At 73.8% G+C, this 14,378-nt stretch carries 12 protein-coding genes; 3 read left to right on the plus strand and 9 right to left on the minus strand.

Features of this window, described 5'->3' with window-relative positions:
* Positions 1 to 46: 46 nt before the first annotated feature.
* From OG392_RS14840 to OG392_RS14855, 4 genes are all read right to left on the minus strand, one after another.
* Positions 47 to 2,038, minus strand: coding sequence for a hypothetical protein (locus OG392_RS14840; RefSeq protein WP_329279467.1), 1,992 nt, complete (start codon positions 2,036 to 2,038; stop codon positions 47 to 49).
* A 119-nt stretch (positions 2,039 to 2,157) separates the two neighbouring features.
* Positions 2,158 to 2,967 carry a polysaccharide deacetylase family protein gene (locus OG392_RS14845; protein ID WP_329279469.1) on the minus strand — a complete coding sequence of 270 codons (810 nt, stop codon included), beginning with the start codon at positions 2,965 to 2,967 and terminating at the stop codon, positions 2,158 to 2,160.
* Positions 2,964 to 4,328 carry a glycosyltransferase gene (locus tag OG392_RS14850; RefSeq protein WP_329279471.1) on the minus strand — a complete coding sequence of 455 codons (1,365 nt, stop codon included), beginning with the start codon at positions 4,326 to 4,328 and terminating at the stop codon, positions 2,964 to 2,966. Before OG392_RS14850 ends, OG392_RS14845 begins: the two co-directional genes overlap by 4 nt.
* A 102-nt stretch (positions 4,329 to 4,430) precedes the next feature.
* Positions 4,431 to 5,513, minus strand: a complete 1,083-nt coding sequence (locus tag OG392_RS14855; protein ID WP_329287274.1) for a GNAT family N-acetyltransferase — start codon at positions 5,511 to 5,513, stop codon at positions 4,431 to 4,433.
* A gap of 213 nt (positions 5,514 to 5,726) precedes the next feature.
* Between OG392_RS14855 and OG392_RS14860 the strand changes: the two genes are divergently transcribed.
* Positions 5,727 to 6,077, plus strand: coding sequence for a VOC family protein (locus OG392_RS14860; protein WP_329279473.1), 351 nt, complete (start codon positions 5,727 to 5,729; stop codon positions 6,075 to 6,077).
* Positions 6,078 to 6,101: 24 nt separating this feature from the next.
* Here OG392_RS14860 and OG392_RS14865 read toward each other — a convergent pair whose 3' ends face one another.
* The 5 genes from OG392_RS14865 to hutU form a co-directional block, all read right to left on the minus strand.
* Positions 6,102 to 6,785, minus strand: coding sequence for a hypothetical protein (locus OG392_RS14865; RefSeq protein WP_329279474.1), 684 nt, complete (start codon positions 6,783 to 6,785; stop codon positions 6,102 to 6,104).
* Between the two features lie 102 nt (positions 6,786 to 6,887).
* Positions 6,888 to 8,135: an imidazolonepropionase gene (hutI, locus tag OG392_RS14870; RefSeq protein ID WP_329279476.1), complete on the minus strand. Its 1,248-nt coding sequence runs from the start codon at positions 8,133 to 8,135 to the stop codon at positions 6,888 to 6,890.
* A gap of 17 nt (positions 8,136 to 8,152) precedes the next feature.
* Positions 8,153 to 9,493 carry a formimidoylglutamate deiminase gene (locus OG392_RS14875; RefSeq protein WP_329279478.1) on the minus strand — a complete coding sequence of 447 codons (1,341 nt, stop codon included), beginning with the start codon at positions 9,491 to 9,493 and terminating at the stop codon, positions 8,153 to 8,155.
* Complete coding sequence (locus tag OG392_RS14880) at positions 9,484 to 10,680, minus strand: allantoate amidohydrolase (protein ID WP_329287275.1); 1,197 nt, start codon at positions 10,678 to 10,680, stop codon at positions 9,484 to 9,486. The genes OG392_RS14875 and OG392_RS14880 overlap by 10 nt, the downstream gene beginning before the upstream one ends.
* Before the next feature lie 17 nt (positions 10,681 to 10,697).
* Entirely contained in the window at positions 10,698 to 12,374 is a 1,677-nt protein-coding gene (gene hutU / locus OG392_RS14885; RefSeq protein WP_329279480.1) for a urocanate hydratase, read from the minus strand.
* A gap of 103 nt (positions 12,375 to 12,477) precedes the next feature.
* Here hutU and OG392_RS14890 point away from each other — a divergent pair, with 103 nt between their 5' ends.
* Positions 12,478 to 13,827: a diaminopimelate decarboxylase gene (locus OG392_RS14890; protein ID WP_329279482.1), complete on the plus strand. Its 1,350-nt coding sequence runs from the start codon at positions 12,478 to 12,480 to the stop codon at positions 13,825 to 13,827.
* Positions 13,828 to 13,859: 32 nt separating this feature from the next.
* Positions 13,860 to 14,345 (plus strand): SRPBCC family protein, encoded by a 486-nt coding sequence (locus tag OG392_RS14895; protein ID WP_329279484.1) that lies wholly within the window; start codon positions 13,860 to 13,862, stop codon positions 14,343 to 14,345.
* The last annotated feature ends 33 nt before the right edge of the window (positions 14,346 to 14,378 follow it).

Raw genomic sequence — 14,378 nt, forward strand, 5'->3', positions numbered from 1 at the left:
GGGCGTGTCGTCGGAAGGGGGTCGGGCCGGTGGCGGGCGGTCGTGCTCAGCCGGTGGTGGTGGGCCGGTAGCGCAGGACGAGCCCGTACCGGCTCTCCTCCACGACCGCGAACAGCGGCGATGCCTTGAGCGCCTTGCCGAGGCGGTCGAAGCCGCCCTCCGGGAGGTAGCCCTCGCCGATGACGGCCTCGCCCTGGGTGGGGGTGAGGATCACATAGGCCGGGCGGCCCGCGGGGATGCCGCCGGCGAGGTAGCCGGCCGGGTCCTTCAGCATGCGGAGGTTCTCGTCGACCTCCTGCTCGGTGAAGAACCAGCGCTCGTAGTGGTCGTAGCGGTAGTACGAGTCGGCGAACGCGCCGGTCGCGGCGAGGATCAGCGCCCCCTGGGGGGCCCGGTCGAAGGCGCGGCGGGTGAGCGCGGTCTCGCCGGGCGGCGCGTAGTGCATGCCCTCCTTGCCGTAGTACGAGGGCAGGAAGCCGGCGAGCATGGCGACGAGGGTGAGGGGCAGCGCGACGGTGGCCGTGCGGCGGGCGATCGTGGCGGCGCGGCTCGCGGCCCCGGCGGCCGGGACGAGCGCGGCGGCCGCGAAGAAGGCGGCGCCGGGAAGACCGAAGAGGTAGACCCGGAAGATCATCTCGCCGCCGTAGTCGTTGACGGCGACCATCGGGAGGGGCGCCGCGGCGACGAGCAGCAGCGGCAGGGCGCTGCGGACCAGTCTGCGGCGCAGGAGCACGGCGGCGGCGGCGAGACCGCCGAGGGCGAGCACCATCAGGATGTTGGCGCTGCCGACGAGTTCGGGGCCGGGGCCGGTGGGGTCGCCCGCGAAGCCGGGGCGCGAGTTGGCGAGCAGGTCGCCGGCCTTCTCGCGCAGGGTGCCGAGCGTCTCCAGGAACAGCTCCCGGCCCATGGTCAGGTTCCAGACCAGCATGATCAGGCCGGTGACGGCGAGGAGCCCGAGGTTGCGGTAGCGGCGGGTGAGGCAGAGGGCGAAGAGGCTCGCGCACAGCATGATCGGGGTGAGCTGGTGCGAGGCGTTGATGGTGGCGACGACCGGGACGAGGAAGAGGACGGCGACGGCCCGCTGCCGGGTGGTCGTGGGCGGCGGTACGGCCGCGGCGGCCGGGTCGAGCGTGGCGCGGTCGCGGAGCGTTCCCGCCGAGCCGGGCAGCACGAAGTGCCGGACGACGACGGCGAAGACGGTCAGGTAGAGCAGGTACGAGAAGCCCTGCGGGGAGAGGTAGTCCTGGCCCACCCAGTTCGCGAGCTGGAAGATCCACACACCGGTCCACACGAGGCGCCAGTCGTCGCTGAACGTGCGGTAGACGAGTATCAGGACGGGGACGGTCAGCAGGCCGAGCGCGACGGGCGCCCAGTTGATGAACGAGGCCGCGGCGTCCACGCCGAAGGCACGGACGAGGGCGGCGTCGAGCGAGAAGAATCCGGGCCACTGGTCGTAGGCGGACATGCCGCCGGACAGCTCCGTGCCGGGGTGGACGGTGCCCTGGTCGAGCAGCCTGCTGATGATCGCGTCGTGCTTGGACGCCCAGGCGTAGCGGACGGTGTCGTAGAGGATCGCGGGCGGCGCCTTGAGGGCGACGAGCATCGCCGCGCAGTAGGTGGCCGGCCAGAGCGGCGCCGTGCCGGCGCGGCGCAGGGTGATGACGAAACCGCCGGTGAGGACGGTGAGGGCGGCGTAGAAGGTGAGCGGGAAACGGTCGAGGAGACCGAACTCGTCCATGCTCCGGAAGTCGATGCCGGGCAGCGCCCAGAGCCAGAGGACGCCGGCGAGGAGGAGGGGGACGAGGTTGAGGGCGTCGGGGGAACGGAGCACGGTGGCGAACCGGCCCCGGGCGGCGGTGGCGCCGCCGTTCCGGCCGTCCTCGCGTCCGGGACGCGCCGCTTCGGCGTCCGGGCCGGGCCCGGGGCCACCCCCCGCCTCCCCGCCCTCGGCCTCCCGCTCCTCCGCCTCCCGGTCCTTGGCGGAGGGCCGCGAGGGCACACCGCTCCCGGTCACCGGTGCGGGCCCCTGACGCTGCACGGCCTCTCCCCCCACGAACTGTCCCTTTCGCCGAAGTACAGGAAGGTACTTCGGTTTTGTTCGGGCTTTCAACTGCCGGTCGGATCGCCGGAGTTGTCGATCTTCGGATCCCTCGGCACTCAGCCGGCGAACTCGGGCCCCTTCACCAGGGCGCGGGCCCTGCGGTACATCCGCCAGCCGACCGTGGGCAGCGAGTCGGGGTACGGCGCGGTCTTCGCGCCGCGCCCCTCCATCCACCGCTCGATGTCGGCGACGGTGTGGGTGCGGCGCAGGATCAGCCGGGCGATGCGGTAGATCTCGTCGGTCCCGGAGCTGAGCGCGTGCCGGACGGCGACGGCCGAGGTGTACCCGGCGGCCGCGGCGGCCCGCCGTACGGCCGGACTGTTGTAGCCGTGCGGGTAGGCGAGGTGACGGACCTCGTGCCCGAGGACGTCCTCCAGCACCGCCTTGGACTCCCGCAGCTCCCGGCGGAGCGCGGCCGGCACGAGGGTGTCCAGCTGCGGGTGGGTGGCGGTGTGCGCGCCGACCTCCATCCCGTACTGCTCCAGGCGCGGCGCCTGGGCGAGGGTCATCATCGGCGCGGGCGGCAGCAGACACGGCCGGCCGCGGGTGATGGCCCCCGTGGTGAGGTACGCGGTGGACGGCAGACCGCGGTCGGCGAGGGCCTCGGCGGTCGGCCCGGCCAGATCGGCGAAGCCGTCGTCGAAGGTGAGGACGACGGGCCGGGGCGGCAGCGGGGCGCCGGTGGCGACATGGGCGGCGAGGGCGCCGACCGTGACGGCGGTACGGCCGCTGGCTACGACCGCGTCCAGCTGGGCCGCGAACTGCTTCGGCGAGACGGTGAATTCGGCGATCCAGTCCGGCGGATCCTCCATCACCGCGTGGTAGAGGAGGACGGGTATGCGGGAGCGGACGGGGGCGCCGGTCATCGGGTCACCGCCGAACCACCGCGCGGCGCCTGCGAGCGGTCCCGCACCCGGGCCCCGGCGCCGAACCGCGCACGGGCCCGGGTACGCGCCTTGGCGTAGCCGATCGGGCCGTAGAGCATGCCGCGCCGCTCCAGCCGGGAGAGGGAGGCGGGCCAGGGATGGTGCTGGGTGCCGTGCTCGCCGGGAACACCGCCCTCGGGCGTCCCGCCCCGCTGGGCGGTCATGCTCCGGGCGTACGCGAGGCCGCGCGGCAGCCGGGCGAGCAGGGCGGGCAGCAGGCGGGGGCTGCGCACCAGGGTGGCGGTGAGGTACGCGGTGAGCCCCGCGCCGTAGCCGTACGCCTGGTTCCGCAGGTCCTGCCAGGTGTCGCGGTGGTGGTGCCAGACGAGGGCCTCGGAGGTGTAGCGGAGGCGGAAGCCGGCGGAGAGGACGGCGACGAAGGCGTACAGGTCGTCGCCGCCGCGGGCGGCCGTCCCGGTGCCGGTCGCCGGGTCGAAGCCGCCGGCCCGGCGGAGGGCGTCGGCACGGAAGGCCATGTTGGCGCCGGAGCCGAAGCTGCCGGCGGTGAAGGGGAAGAGCGGCTCGTCGGCGGGCGGCCGCGCCGGGTCGTAGAGACGGGGCGCGAAGCCCTTGGCGAAGCCGCCGTGGGATTCCAGGAGGATCTGGGCGGGGGTGCCGAGGCGCGCGGGCAGGATCAGTCCGGTGACGCAGCCGAGGCCGGGATCGGCGGCGAAGGGCGCGGTGAGGGCGCTCAGCCAGCGCGGGTCGGCGATCACGTCGTCGTCGGTGAAGGCGACGACGCTCCCCCCGGCGGCGGCGAGGCCGGTGTTGTGGGCGGTGGCGAGACCGGGGGTGTCCTCGCGCACGTACCGGACGCGGTCGGCGTGCCCGGCGTACGTCCGGGTGACGAGTGCGTGGGTGCCGGTGGTGCGGGGCGCGTTGTCGACGACGACCACCTCGAAGTCCGGGTGGTCCTGGGCGAGCAGCGAGTCGAGGGCGCGGGCCAGGGACTCGGGGCGCTCACGGGTGGCGACGACGACGGAGGCGCGCGGCGGAGCGGGGGCGTCGAGGCCGGGGGGCCGCGCGGCGGCGAGGCGCTCGGCGTCGGTCCCGGGCGTCCCCGCCCCGGCGAGCCGGCGCCGGGCGAGGGCGGCGAGTACCTCGGCGGGGTCCTCACCGGCGCGGACGGTGCCGACGACGGTGGCGGCGGGCCGGCCCCGGAGCCGTACGAGCGCGTAGACGTCACCCGGCACGACGGCGGGCGCGCCGGGCGCGGGCCGGAAGCCGAGGACGGGCCCGTCGGGCCCGTCGAGATCGAGCTCGGCGACGGAGAGGGGCCGGGGGGCGGTGGTGCTGCTCATCGGGGGTCTCCCCAGAGAAGACGTACGGACGGGGCGGGTGTCGCGTGTGCGGGGGCCGGGGGCCGCGTGCGCGCGGTCGCGGTCGGCGGCGCCGTGGCGGTGCTAACGGTGGCCCCGCAGACGAGCGAGGGCGTTGAGGGCGGCGCGCCCGCGGGCCGCGAGGGCCGGCCGGGTACGGACGAAGCGGTGCACGCGCAGCGGGGGCTCCCGGCGCAGCCAGTGCACCGCGCCCGGCACACCCGGCCGGACGACGGCACCCTCGTGCACCGTCAGCTCCCCCGTCTTCAGGGCGTCCTTGTACTCGGCGGCGCCGCGCCCCAGATCCAGCATCCCGATCCCGGCGGCGGCCGCAGCCTCGGCCATCCGCAGATGGAGGACGAGGCCCGGCGAGTACTTCGCGAACTCGGGGTCGTACGCCGGGAACCAGCAGGACAGCACCGTCCGGGAGCGCAGCCCGAAGTGGGCGGCGACCGGGCGTTCCCCCACGTACAGCACGGACAGGACACCGGAACAGCCGGGCGTACGGAGCGTGTGGAGGCGGCGGACGAGCGCGCTGATCCACTCCTGGGCGAAGCGGTCGCCGCGGCCGGTCCTGCGGTACTGGGCGGACTTCCACGCCATCAGGGTGCGCAGGGCCGCCGGATCTCGCTCGTCGAAGACGAAGCGCACCTCGCCGTCCCCCTGGCGGCCGAGCTTGCGCTCCTTGGCGAGGGTGGTCCTGAGGAACTTGGGCGACTGGACGCGGAGCAGGGCCTCGTAGGCCGCGTACCCCTCACCGACGTCGATCACTGGCGAGGCGAAGGACTCGGTGGCGGCACCCTCGAAGACCGGCTGCCCGTCCTCCAGGTTGTCGAACTGCCAGACGGCGAGACCGCAGGAGCGCAGCAACGCCCGTGCGCTCGGCCGCAGTCCGGAGCGCAGGACCGCTCCCTGGCTGTCGGAGACCCCGAAGCCGATGGCGCGGCCGCCGCCGAGGAGGCCCTTCTCGTACGGGAAGAAGCCGACCGGCTCGCCGTCCTCCCACCAGACCGCGACCCGCGAACGCGGCCGGACCTCGGCGACGGCACGGGTGAACTCCGGCTCCATGAACGGATTCGCGGGCCCGCCGGCCTTGGCGCGCAGTTCCCGCCAGGCCTCGATCTCCCGCTCGCCCAGCTCCCCCGGCCGCACGACGCGCACGTTCACAGCACTCACCTGCCGACCCCCCGGTCTACCCCCTGAGCACTACCAGGACAGGACGGTACCGGTCCGTGGTCACCCGCGGCAGGGATACTGGGCCTTTCCGTGATCAACCCGTGAAGGAGCAGACATGACGGGTATCCGTGGTGATCAAGAGGCTCGCGGGGCGGACAAGTTGGACGAGTCCTGCGAGCCGCGCCTGCCGCTCGGGGGTCTTCGATGACGATCCGCCGCGCGGTCCCCAACCTCAGGACCGCCTCCCCCGGGGAGAACCGCGACTTCTACGCGCTGCTCGGGTTCGAGGCGGTGATGGACCACGGCTGGATCACCACCCTCGCCTCCCCGTCGGCCCCCACCGCCCAGATCAGCCTGATGACCCACGACCTGACCGCCCCGGTCACCCCGGACCTGAGCGTGGAGGTCGACGACGTGGACGCGGCGTACGCGACGGTACGGGCGTCGGGCGCCGAGATCGTCCACCCGCTGACCGACGAGCCCTGGGGCGTGCGCCGCTTCTTCGCCCGGGACCCGGACGGCCGGGTGATCAACGTCCTGGGTCACCGGTCCTGAAGGCTGAGCCCGCCCCGGCCGGGCTCAGCCGCGGCGCTTCACGTCCGTGCAGTACACCGCCGGGTGGGCGCCGTACGGGTCGAAGGTCGTGCGCGTGCCGTCGTAGGTGCCGTCGAGGCACAGCTCGCCGCCCCGGAGGTCGAGGGTGAACTCCACCCTTCCCCCGACCTCCTCGGGGCCGTGGAGACGGTAGGGGAGGTCGTAGCCGATCTCGGCGAGGGCCTTCTCGACGTGGGCCGCGGTCGGGTCGCCTGACCCGTCCAGGGCCTTCGCTATACGGCTGCCGTGACCAAGCGCCGCACACTCCTCGGTGTCACCCAACTCGACCTCCTGACGCACGCGTTCGAAGTTCCAGGAGGTATCGCCGAGCGGGGGGAGGTCCTTGACGGGAGCGGGGGCCGCCGAGTCACCGGGGCGGGGCGGCGGCTGCACGCCCGGGGACTCGGCGGGGAGGCCCTCGGAGCTCCGCTCGCAGGGCGCGGCGACGTCGGTCAGGAGTCTCATGAACGCGACCGCCGCCCTCCCCTCCTCGACGGTGAGGGCGGGGTCGTCCATGGGGTCGGGCCTCGCCTCGGTGGGCGTGGGCGAGACGGTCGGCGTCGCGGTCATGACGGCCCCCGCCGCCACCTCGCTCCCCGCCCTCTCCGTACCGCAGGCCGTGAGGGCCAGGGCGCACAGCGCCGCCGCGAGTGCACCGCCGACTCGCATGGTCTTCACGATGGTTGAGCGCTCTGAAGTCATGCCCGGAGTCTGTACCCGGCCGTCCGGGCCGCACCTGAGTACGGCTACTCAACCGCCGCGTACGCGTGCTCAGACCACCCGTACGCCCGCCCGCCAGACCTCCGTGACCAGCGGGACGCCCGGGCGGTAGGCCAGGTGCACATGGGACGGGGCGTCGAGGAACACGAGGTCGGCGCGCGTGCCGGGCGCCAGCCGCCCGACGTCCGTGCGGCGCAGGGCCGCCGCGCCGCCCGCCGTCGCCGACCAGACCGCCTCGTCCGGCGTCATGCCCATGTCCCGTACCGCGAGGGCGACGCAGAACGGCACCGAGGACGTGAAGGACGAACCCGGGTTGCAGTCCGTGGACAGGGCGACCGTCACGCCCGCGTCCAGGAGGCGGCGGGCGTCCGGCCACTGCGCGCGGGTGGAGAACTCCGCGCCCGGGAGGAGCGTCGCGACCGTCGAGCCGTTCGCCAGCGCGTCCACGTCGGCGTCCGTCAGGTGCGTGCAGTGGTCCGCGCTCGCCGCGTCCAGCTCCACCGCGAGCTGGACGCCGGGGCCGTACGTGAGCTGGTTGGCGTGCACCCGGGGGTGCAGGCCCTTCGCCTTGCCGGCGGTCAGGATTGCCCGCGCCTGGTCGCCGTCGAAGGCGCCCTTCTCGCAGAAGACGTCCACCCAGCGGGCGTACGGGGCGCACGCGTCCAGCATCTCGCCCGTCACCAGGGCCACGTACGCGGCCGGGTCGTCGGCGTGGTCCGGGGAGACGATGTGCGCGCCGAGGTAGGTGACCTCGTCGGTGTGCTCGGCCGCGATGCGCAGCGCGCGGGCCTCGTCCTCGACCGTGAGGCCGTAGCCGGACTTGGTCTCGAAGGTCGTCGTGCCCTGGCGGAGGGCCTCGCGGAGGTAGCGGGCGACGTTCGCCGAGAGCTCGTCGTCGGTCGCCGCGCGGGTCGCCGCGACGGTGGTGCGGATGCCGCCGGCCTTGTAGGGCTGGCCGGACATGCGGGCGTTGAACTCGGCGGTGCGGTCGCCGGCGAAGACGAGGTGGGAGTGGGAGTCGACGAAGCCGGGGATCACCGCCCGTCCACCGGCGTCGACCCTGTTGTCAGTGGCCGGTGCTTTGCTGGATTCACCGACCCAGACGATGCGGTCGCCGTCGATGACGACGGCCGCGTCCTGGATCAGGCCGAGAGGGGTTCCATCACCGAGAGAGGGGTCGTTGGTGACGAGACTGGCGATGTTGACGATGGCCGTGGCGGCCGTCGCCACGGCGCTGTTCGCGCTCGTGGGGGCGGGGCTCGCCACCGGGTTGTTCGTCGCCGCGGGGCCGCTGTTCATCGTGAGAGGGGTCTCCTTCAGCCGCGCAGGGCGGCGATCGAATCGGCGAGGGCCCGGGCGACGTCCGGCACGGAGTCGTGGACCCCGTCCCGTACGACGTGCCGTCCGCCCACGACCGTGTGCCGGACGTCCGCTGCCGACGCTGCGAATACCGCCGTCTCGGCTCCCAGACGCGGTACCGGTCCCGCTGTCCTGACCGAGTCCAGCGCGATCGTCGTGAAGTCGGCGAGGGCGCCGGACTCCAGGGTGCCCGCGTCGGGCCGGCCGAGGGCCGCGTGGCCGTCCGCCGTGGCCGCGCGCAGGAGCGCCGCCGCCGTCCAGTGACCCCGGGTGCGGGTGCGGAGGCGTTCGTTCAGTTCCATGGCGCGCGCCTCCTCCAGGAGGTCGATCACCGCGTGGCTGTCGCTGCCCAGGGAGAGCGGGGAGCCGGCCCGCTGGAGGGCGACGGCCGGGCCGATGCCGTCGGCGAGGTCCCGTTCCGTGGTGGGGCACATGCACGTGCCGGTGGCCGTCGAGCCGATGAGGGCGATGTCGGCGTCCGTCATGTGGGTGTTGTGGACGCCCGTCGTGCGGGCTCCGAGCACGCCGTGGTCGGCCAGGAGCTGAGTGGGCGTGCGGCCGTGGGCGGCCAGGCAGGCGTCGTTCTCGGCGGTCTGCTCGGAGAGGTGGACGTGGAGGGGGGCCTGCCGGTCCTGGGCCCAGCGGGCCACCGTCGACAGCTGGTCCGCGGGGACCGCGCGGACGGAGTGGATCGCCGCCCCGACGCGTACGCCGTCCCGTTCCTTGAGGGCGCTCACCCGCTCGGCCCAGGCGTCGGCCGTGCCGTCGGAGAAGCGGAGCTGGTGCCGGTCGGGTGCGGCGCCGAAGCCGGCGGAGAGGTACGCCGTGTCGAGGAGGGTGATACGGATGCCCGCCTCGCCGGCCGCGGCGATCAGGGCCTCGCCCATGGCGTTGGGGTCGGCGTACGGGGTGCCGCCGGGCGCGTGGTGGAGGTAGTGGAACTCGCCGACGGCCGTGATGCCCGCCAGCGCCATCTCCGCGTACACGGCGCGGGCGAGGGCGAAGTAGCTGTCGGGGTCCAGGCGCTGGGCCACGTTGTACATGACCTCGCGCCAGGTCCAGAACGTGCCGGAGCCGACCTGGACCGTGCCGCGGAGGGCGCGGTGGAAGGCGTGCGAGTGGGCGTTGGCGAGACCGGGGACCGTGAGGCCGCGGAGGGTGACGGCGCCGGGAGGCGGGGCGTCCACCCCGGTGCGGACGGCCGCGATCCGGCCGTCGGAGTCCACGTCCAGGGCCACGCCCGGCTCGACGTTGGTGTCGAGCCAGGCGTGTTCCAGCCAGTACGTCGTCAGCGGCACGCCAGCTCCTCCAGTACGTCGGCGAGTGCGAGGACCCCGGCCACGCAGTCGTCCTCGGCCGCGAACTCGGCCGGGGAGTGCGAGACGCCGCTGGGGTTCCGTACGAACAGCATGGCGGTCGGAATCGATTCGGAGAGGATTCCCGCGTCGTGTCCGGCGCCGGTGCCGAGGACCGGGACCTTTCCGGACTCGCCCAGGATCCGGGACAGCTCGTCGCGCAGGGCGTGCGAGAAGTCCACGACCGGGGTGAAGGACTCCCGGACGACCGTGAGGTCGATGCCGTGGCGTCGGGCGTAGTCGTGGGCCGCCGTCTCGACGCCCGTCACGACCGTGTCGAGCGAGTCCTGGTCGGCGGCGCGGGCGTCGAGCCAGCCGCGGACGAGGGACGGGATGGCGTTGACGCCGTTCGGCTCGACCGCGATCTTGCCGAAGGTGGCGACGGCGCCGGCCAGCTCGGCCTCGCGGCGGGCGGCGAGGACCGTCTCCGCGTAGGTGAGCATCGGGTCGCGGCGGTCGACCAGGCGGGTGGTGCCCGCGTGGTTGGCCTCGCCCGCGAAGTCGTACCGCCAGCGGCCGTGCGGCCAGATGGAGGAGGCGATGCCGACGGAGTCCCCGGACAGGTCGAGGGCACGGCCCTGCTCGACGTGGAGTTCGACGAAGGCGCCGACACGGGCGAGCCGTTCGGGGTCCGGGCCGATGGCGGAGGGGTCGTACCCGGCCGCCTCCATGGCCTGCGGGAGGGTGATCCCGTCGGCGTCGCGCAGCTCGTACGCCTGCTCCTTCGTCAGCCGGCCGGCGGTGAGCCGGGAGCCGACGCAGGCGAGGCCGAAGCGGGCGCCCTCCTCGTCGCCGAAGTTGGTGATGGCGAGCGGACGCCTGAACGACACACCGCGCGAGCGGAGTTCGTCGAGGGCGGCGAAGGCGGAGACGACACCGAGCGGGCCGTCGAACGCGCCGCCGTCCGGGACGGAGTCCAGGTGGGAGCCGGTGACGACGGCGTCTCCCGCCGTGGGGTCGCCGAGCCAGGCCCACTGGTTGCCGTTGCGGTCGGTCTCGACGTCCATGCGGCGGGCCTCGGCCTGCATGCGGAACCAGAGGCGGCAGTCGGCGTCCGCCCCGGTCCAGGCGTAGCGCCGGTAGCCGCCGGAGGCGGCGCTGCGGCCGATGGGCCGCAGCGACCGCCACATGGCCTGGAAGGTGGCACTCACGCCGAGGCCTCGTCGTCGGAGCCCTCGCGCATCGGGACGCGGACGCCCTTCTCGTCGGCGACCCGCTCGGCGATGTCGTAGCCGGCGTCGACGTGGCGGATGACGCCCATGCCGGGGTCGTTCGTCAGGACGCGGCGGATCTTCTCGCCCGCGAGCTTCGTGCCGTCGGCGACCGAGACCTGGCCGGCGTGGATGGAGCGGCCCATGCCGACGCCGCCGCCGTGGTGGATGGAGACCCAGGAGGCGCCGGAGGCGACGTTCACCATGGCGTTGAGGAGCGGCCAGTCGGCGATGGCGTCGGAGCCGTCGAGCATGGCCTCGGTCTCGCGGTACGGGGAGGCCACCGAGCCGCAGTCGAGGTGGTCGCGGCCGATCGCGAGGGGCGCGGCGAGGGTGCCGTCGCCGACCATGTCGTTGAACATGTCGCCGGCCTTGTCGCGCTCGCCCTGGCCGAGCCAGCAGATGCGGGCGGGCAGGCCCTGGAAGTGGACGCGCTCGCCGGCCATCTTGATCCAGCGGTGCAGGGACTCGTTCTCCGGGAAGAGGTCGAGGATCGCCTTGTCCGTCTTGTGGATGTCCGAGGCCTCGCCGGAGAGGGCCGCCCAGCGGAACGGGCCCTTGCCCTCGCAGAACAGCGGGCGGATGTAGGCGGGGACGAAGCCGGGGAAGGCGAACGCCCGGTCGTAGCCGGCCAGCTGGGCCTCGCCGCGGATCGAGTTGCCGTAGTCGAAGACCTCGGCGCCCGCGTCCATGAAGCCGACCATGGCCTCGACGTGCCTGGCCATCGACTCACGGGCGCGGGTGGTGAAGCCCGCCGGGTCCTTGGCGGCCGCGTCGGCCATGTCCTCGAAGGCCACGCCGACCGGGAGGTAGGCCAGCGGGTCGTGGGCGGAGGTCTGGTCCGTCACGATGTCGATCGGGGCGCCCTCGGCGAGCATCTGCGGGAGCAGCTCGGCGGCGTTGCCGAGGAGGCCGATGGAGAGCGGACGGCGGGCGTCGCGGGCCTCCGTGGCCAGCTGGAGCGCGTGGGCGAGGCTGTCGGCCTTCACGTCCAGGTAGCGGTGCTCGATGCGGCGCTCGATGGCGCGCGGGTCGACGTCGACGCAGATCGCGACGCCGTCGTTCATCGTCACGGCGAGCGGCTGGGCGCCGCCCATGCCGCCGAGGCCGGCGGTGAGGGTGATGGTGCCGGCCAGGGTGCCGTTGAACTTCTTGGCCGCGACGGCGGCGAAGGTCTCGTACGTGCCCTGGAGGATGCCCTGGGTGCCGATGTAGATCCAGGACCCGGCGGTCATCTGGCCGTACATGGTGAGGCCGAGGTGCTCCAGGCGGCGGAACTCCTCCCAGTTGGCCCAGTCGCCGACCAGGTTGGAGTTGGCGAGGAGGACGCGCGGGGCCCACTCGTGGGTCTGCATGACGCCGACGGGGCGGCCGGACTGGACGAGCATCGTCTCGTCCTGCTTCAGCGTCCGGAGCGTGCGGACCATGGCGTCGAAGGAGCGCCAGTCGCGGGCGGCCTTGCCGGTGCCGCCGTAGACGACGAGCTTGTCGGGGTGCTCGGCGACCTCGGGGTCGAGGTTGTTCTGGAGCATCCGGAGGGCGGCTTCCTGCTGCCATCCCAGGGCGCTCAGTTCCGTACCGCGAGCCGCTCGGACGGGGCGGGGTCCTGACATGGGGGTGCCTCCTCGGATGTCGTTCAGATATTCACATCCTCGCGCTATGAATAGTTGTAGTCAACAGCTGCGGGGGCGGCCATCCCGGTGATGGGATGGATCCATGGCCTCCTCCCGCCGCGATCTCGCCGTCCGAGCCTCCGTCGACCAAGGACTCCTCTCCCCCGCCGAACCGGTCGTCGCCCTCCTCGACACCGCCGGCATCCGCACCTCCGCCGCCGCTCTGACCAGCGCTTTCGCCGCCGTCACCGACGCGCCCGTGCTGCACGCCTTCGCCGTCAAGGCCTGCCCGCTCGTCCCCGTGCTCCGCCTCCTGCGCGAGGCCGGGCTCGGCGTCGAGGTCGCGAGCCCCGGCGAGCTGGCACTCGCGCGCGCCGCCGGGGTCCCGCCCACGCACACGGTGCTCGACTCCCCCGCCAAGACCCCCGCCGAGCTGCGCCAGGCCCTCGCGCTCGGCATCGCCGTCAACGCCGACAACCTCCAGGAACTGGCCCGGCTCGACGCGCTCGTCGCCTCCGCGCCCACCTCCTCGCCCCTCGGGCTCCGGGTGAACCCGCAGGTCGGAGCCGGTTCCATCGACGCGCTCTCGACCGCGACCGCCACCTCCAAGTTCGGCGTGGCGCTCCGCGACGAAGGCGCCCGCAAGGCCGTCGTCCAAGCCTTCCTGGAGCGGCCCTGGCTGACCCGGCTGCACACCCACACCGGCTCCCAGGGCGTGCCGCTCGCCCTGATGGCCGAAGGCGTAGGGGAGGCGTACGCGCTCGCGGAGGAGATCAACCGCACGGCCGGACGGCAGCAGATCGACACCCTCGACATCGGCGGCGGCCTGCCCGTCAACTTCCACTCCGACGAGGAGACGCCGACGTACGCGGAGTACGCCCGGCTGCTCGCCGACACCGTCCCCGGGCTCTTCGACGGCCGCTACGGCCTGGTGACCGAGTTCGGCCGCTCGCTGCTCGCCAAGCACGGCACGGTCCTCGCCCGGGTGGAGTACACCAAGACCTCCGGCGGCCGCCCGATCGCCGTCACCCACGCGGGCGTGCAGGTGGCCACCCGGACGGTCTACGCCCCCGACGCCTGGCCGCTGCGCGTCCTCGCCTACGACTCCGAGGGGCGCCCCCGCACCGGGGAGGTCACCGTCCAGGACGTGGCGGGCCCCGCCTGCTTCGCCGGGGACCTGCTCGCCACCGGCCGGGCGCTGCCGCTGCTGCACCAGGGCGACGTGGTGGCCGTCCCGGACACCGGCGCGTACTACTTCGCCCACCACTACGCGTACAACAGCCTGCCCCGGCCGGGGATCCACGGCTTCACGGTGACGGAGCGCGGCGACGGTGACGGGAGCGGCGGGGGCGGCGACGGGGAGGTCGCCTTCACGACCGTACGGAAGCCCCAGACGCTCGCGGAGATCGTCGCCGAGTCGGGCGGGGCGCACGCGGACGCCCTCGTCGGGTAGCGCGGGCCGTGCGTCGCGGTTTCGATGAAGCCATGACTGGAACGGGAACCGGTTCGAACACCACGACCGTCGTCGTCGAGCGGCGGGTCGACGCCTCCCCCGGGCGGGTCTGGGAGTCGATCACCGACCTGCCCGACATGCCCCGCGTCCTCTCGGGCGTCGAACGGGTCGAGGTGCTCACCGAGGGCGGCTTCGCCGTGGGCACCCGCTGGCGCGAGACCCGGCGGATGCTCGGCAAGGAGGCCACCGAGGAGATGCTGGTGACGGAGTGCGTGCCGCCCGACCGGTACGTCACGGTCGCCGACTCGCACGGCATGCACTACGTCTCCGAGATCACCCTCACGTCCGACGGGGCGGGGGCGACCACCCTGCGCATGACGTTCTCCGCCCGGCCCTCCCGCGGCCGGAGGCAGGGGTTCCTCGGGCGCCTGATGGCGCGCTTCGGCGCGAAGGCGGTCGCCAAGGCGCTCACGAAGGATCTGTCCGAGATCGCGAACGCGGTCGAATCGAAGACCTGAGCGTCGACCTGACACACATCCTGGCCGGATTAC

The organism is Streptomyces sp. NBC_00691 (assembly GCF_036226665.1).
Lineage (GTDB): Bacteria > Actinomycetota > Actinomycetes > Streptomycetales > Streptomycetaceae > Streptomyces.

Coding starts and splice junctions, on each gene's coding strand:
- OG392_RS14845 (WP_329279469.1), bottom strand. CDS start 2,967: ATGACCGGCGCCCCCGTCCGCTCCCGCATACCCGTCCTCCTCTACCAC.
- OG392_RS14850 (WP_329279471.1), bottom strand. CDS start 4,328: ATGAGCAGCACCACCGCCCCCCGGCCCCTCTCCGTCGCCGAGCTCGAT.
- OG392_RS14860 (WP_329279473.1), top strand. CDS start 5,727: ATGACGATCCGCCGCGCGGTCCCCAACCTCAGGACCGCCTCCCCCGGG.
- OG392_RS14865 (WP_329279474.1), bottom strand. CDS start 6,785: ATGCGAGTCGGCGGTGCACTCGCGGCGGCGCTGTGCGCCCTGGCCCTC.
- hutI (WP_329279476.1), bottom strand. CDS start 8,135: ATGAACAGCGGCCCCGCGGCGACGAACAACCCGGTGGCGAGCCCCGCC.
- OG392_RS14880 (WP_329287275.1), bottom strand. CDS start 10,680: ATGTGGCGGTCGCTGCGGCCCATCGGCCGCAGCGCCGCCTCCGGCGGC.
- hutU (WP_329279480.1), bottom strand. CDS start 12,374: ATGTCAGGACCCCGCCCCGTCCGAGCGGCTCGCGGTACGGAACTGAGC.
- OG392_RS14890 (WP_329279482.1), top strand. CDS start 12,478: ATGGCCTCCTCCCGCCGCGATCTCGCCGTCCGAGCCTCCGTCGACCAA.
- OG392_RS14895 (WP_329279484.1), top strand. CDS start 13,860: ATGACTGGAACGGGAACCGGTTCGAACACCACGACCGTCGTCGTCGAG.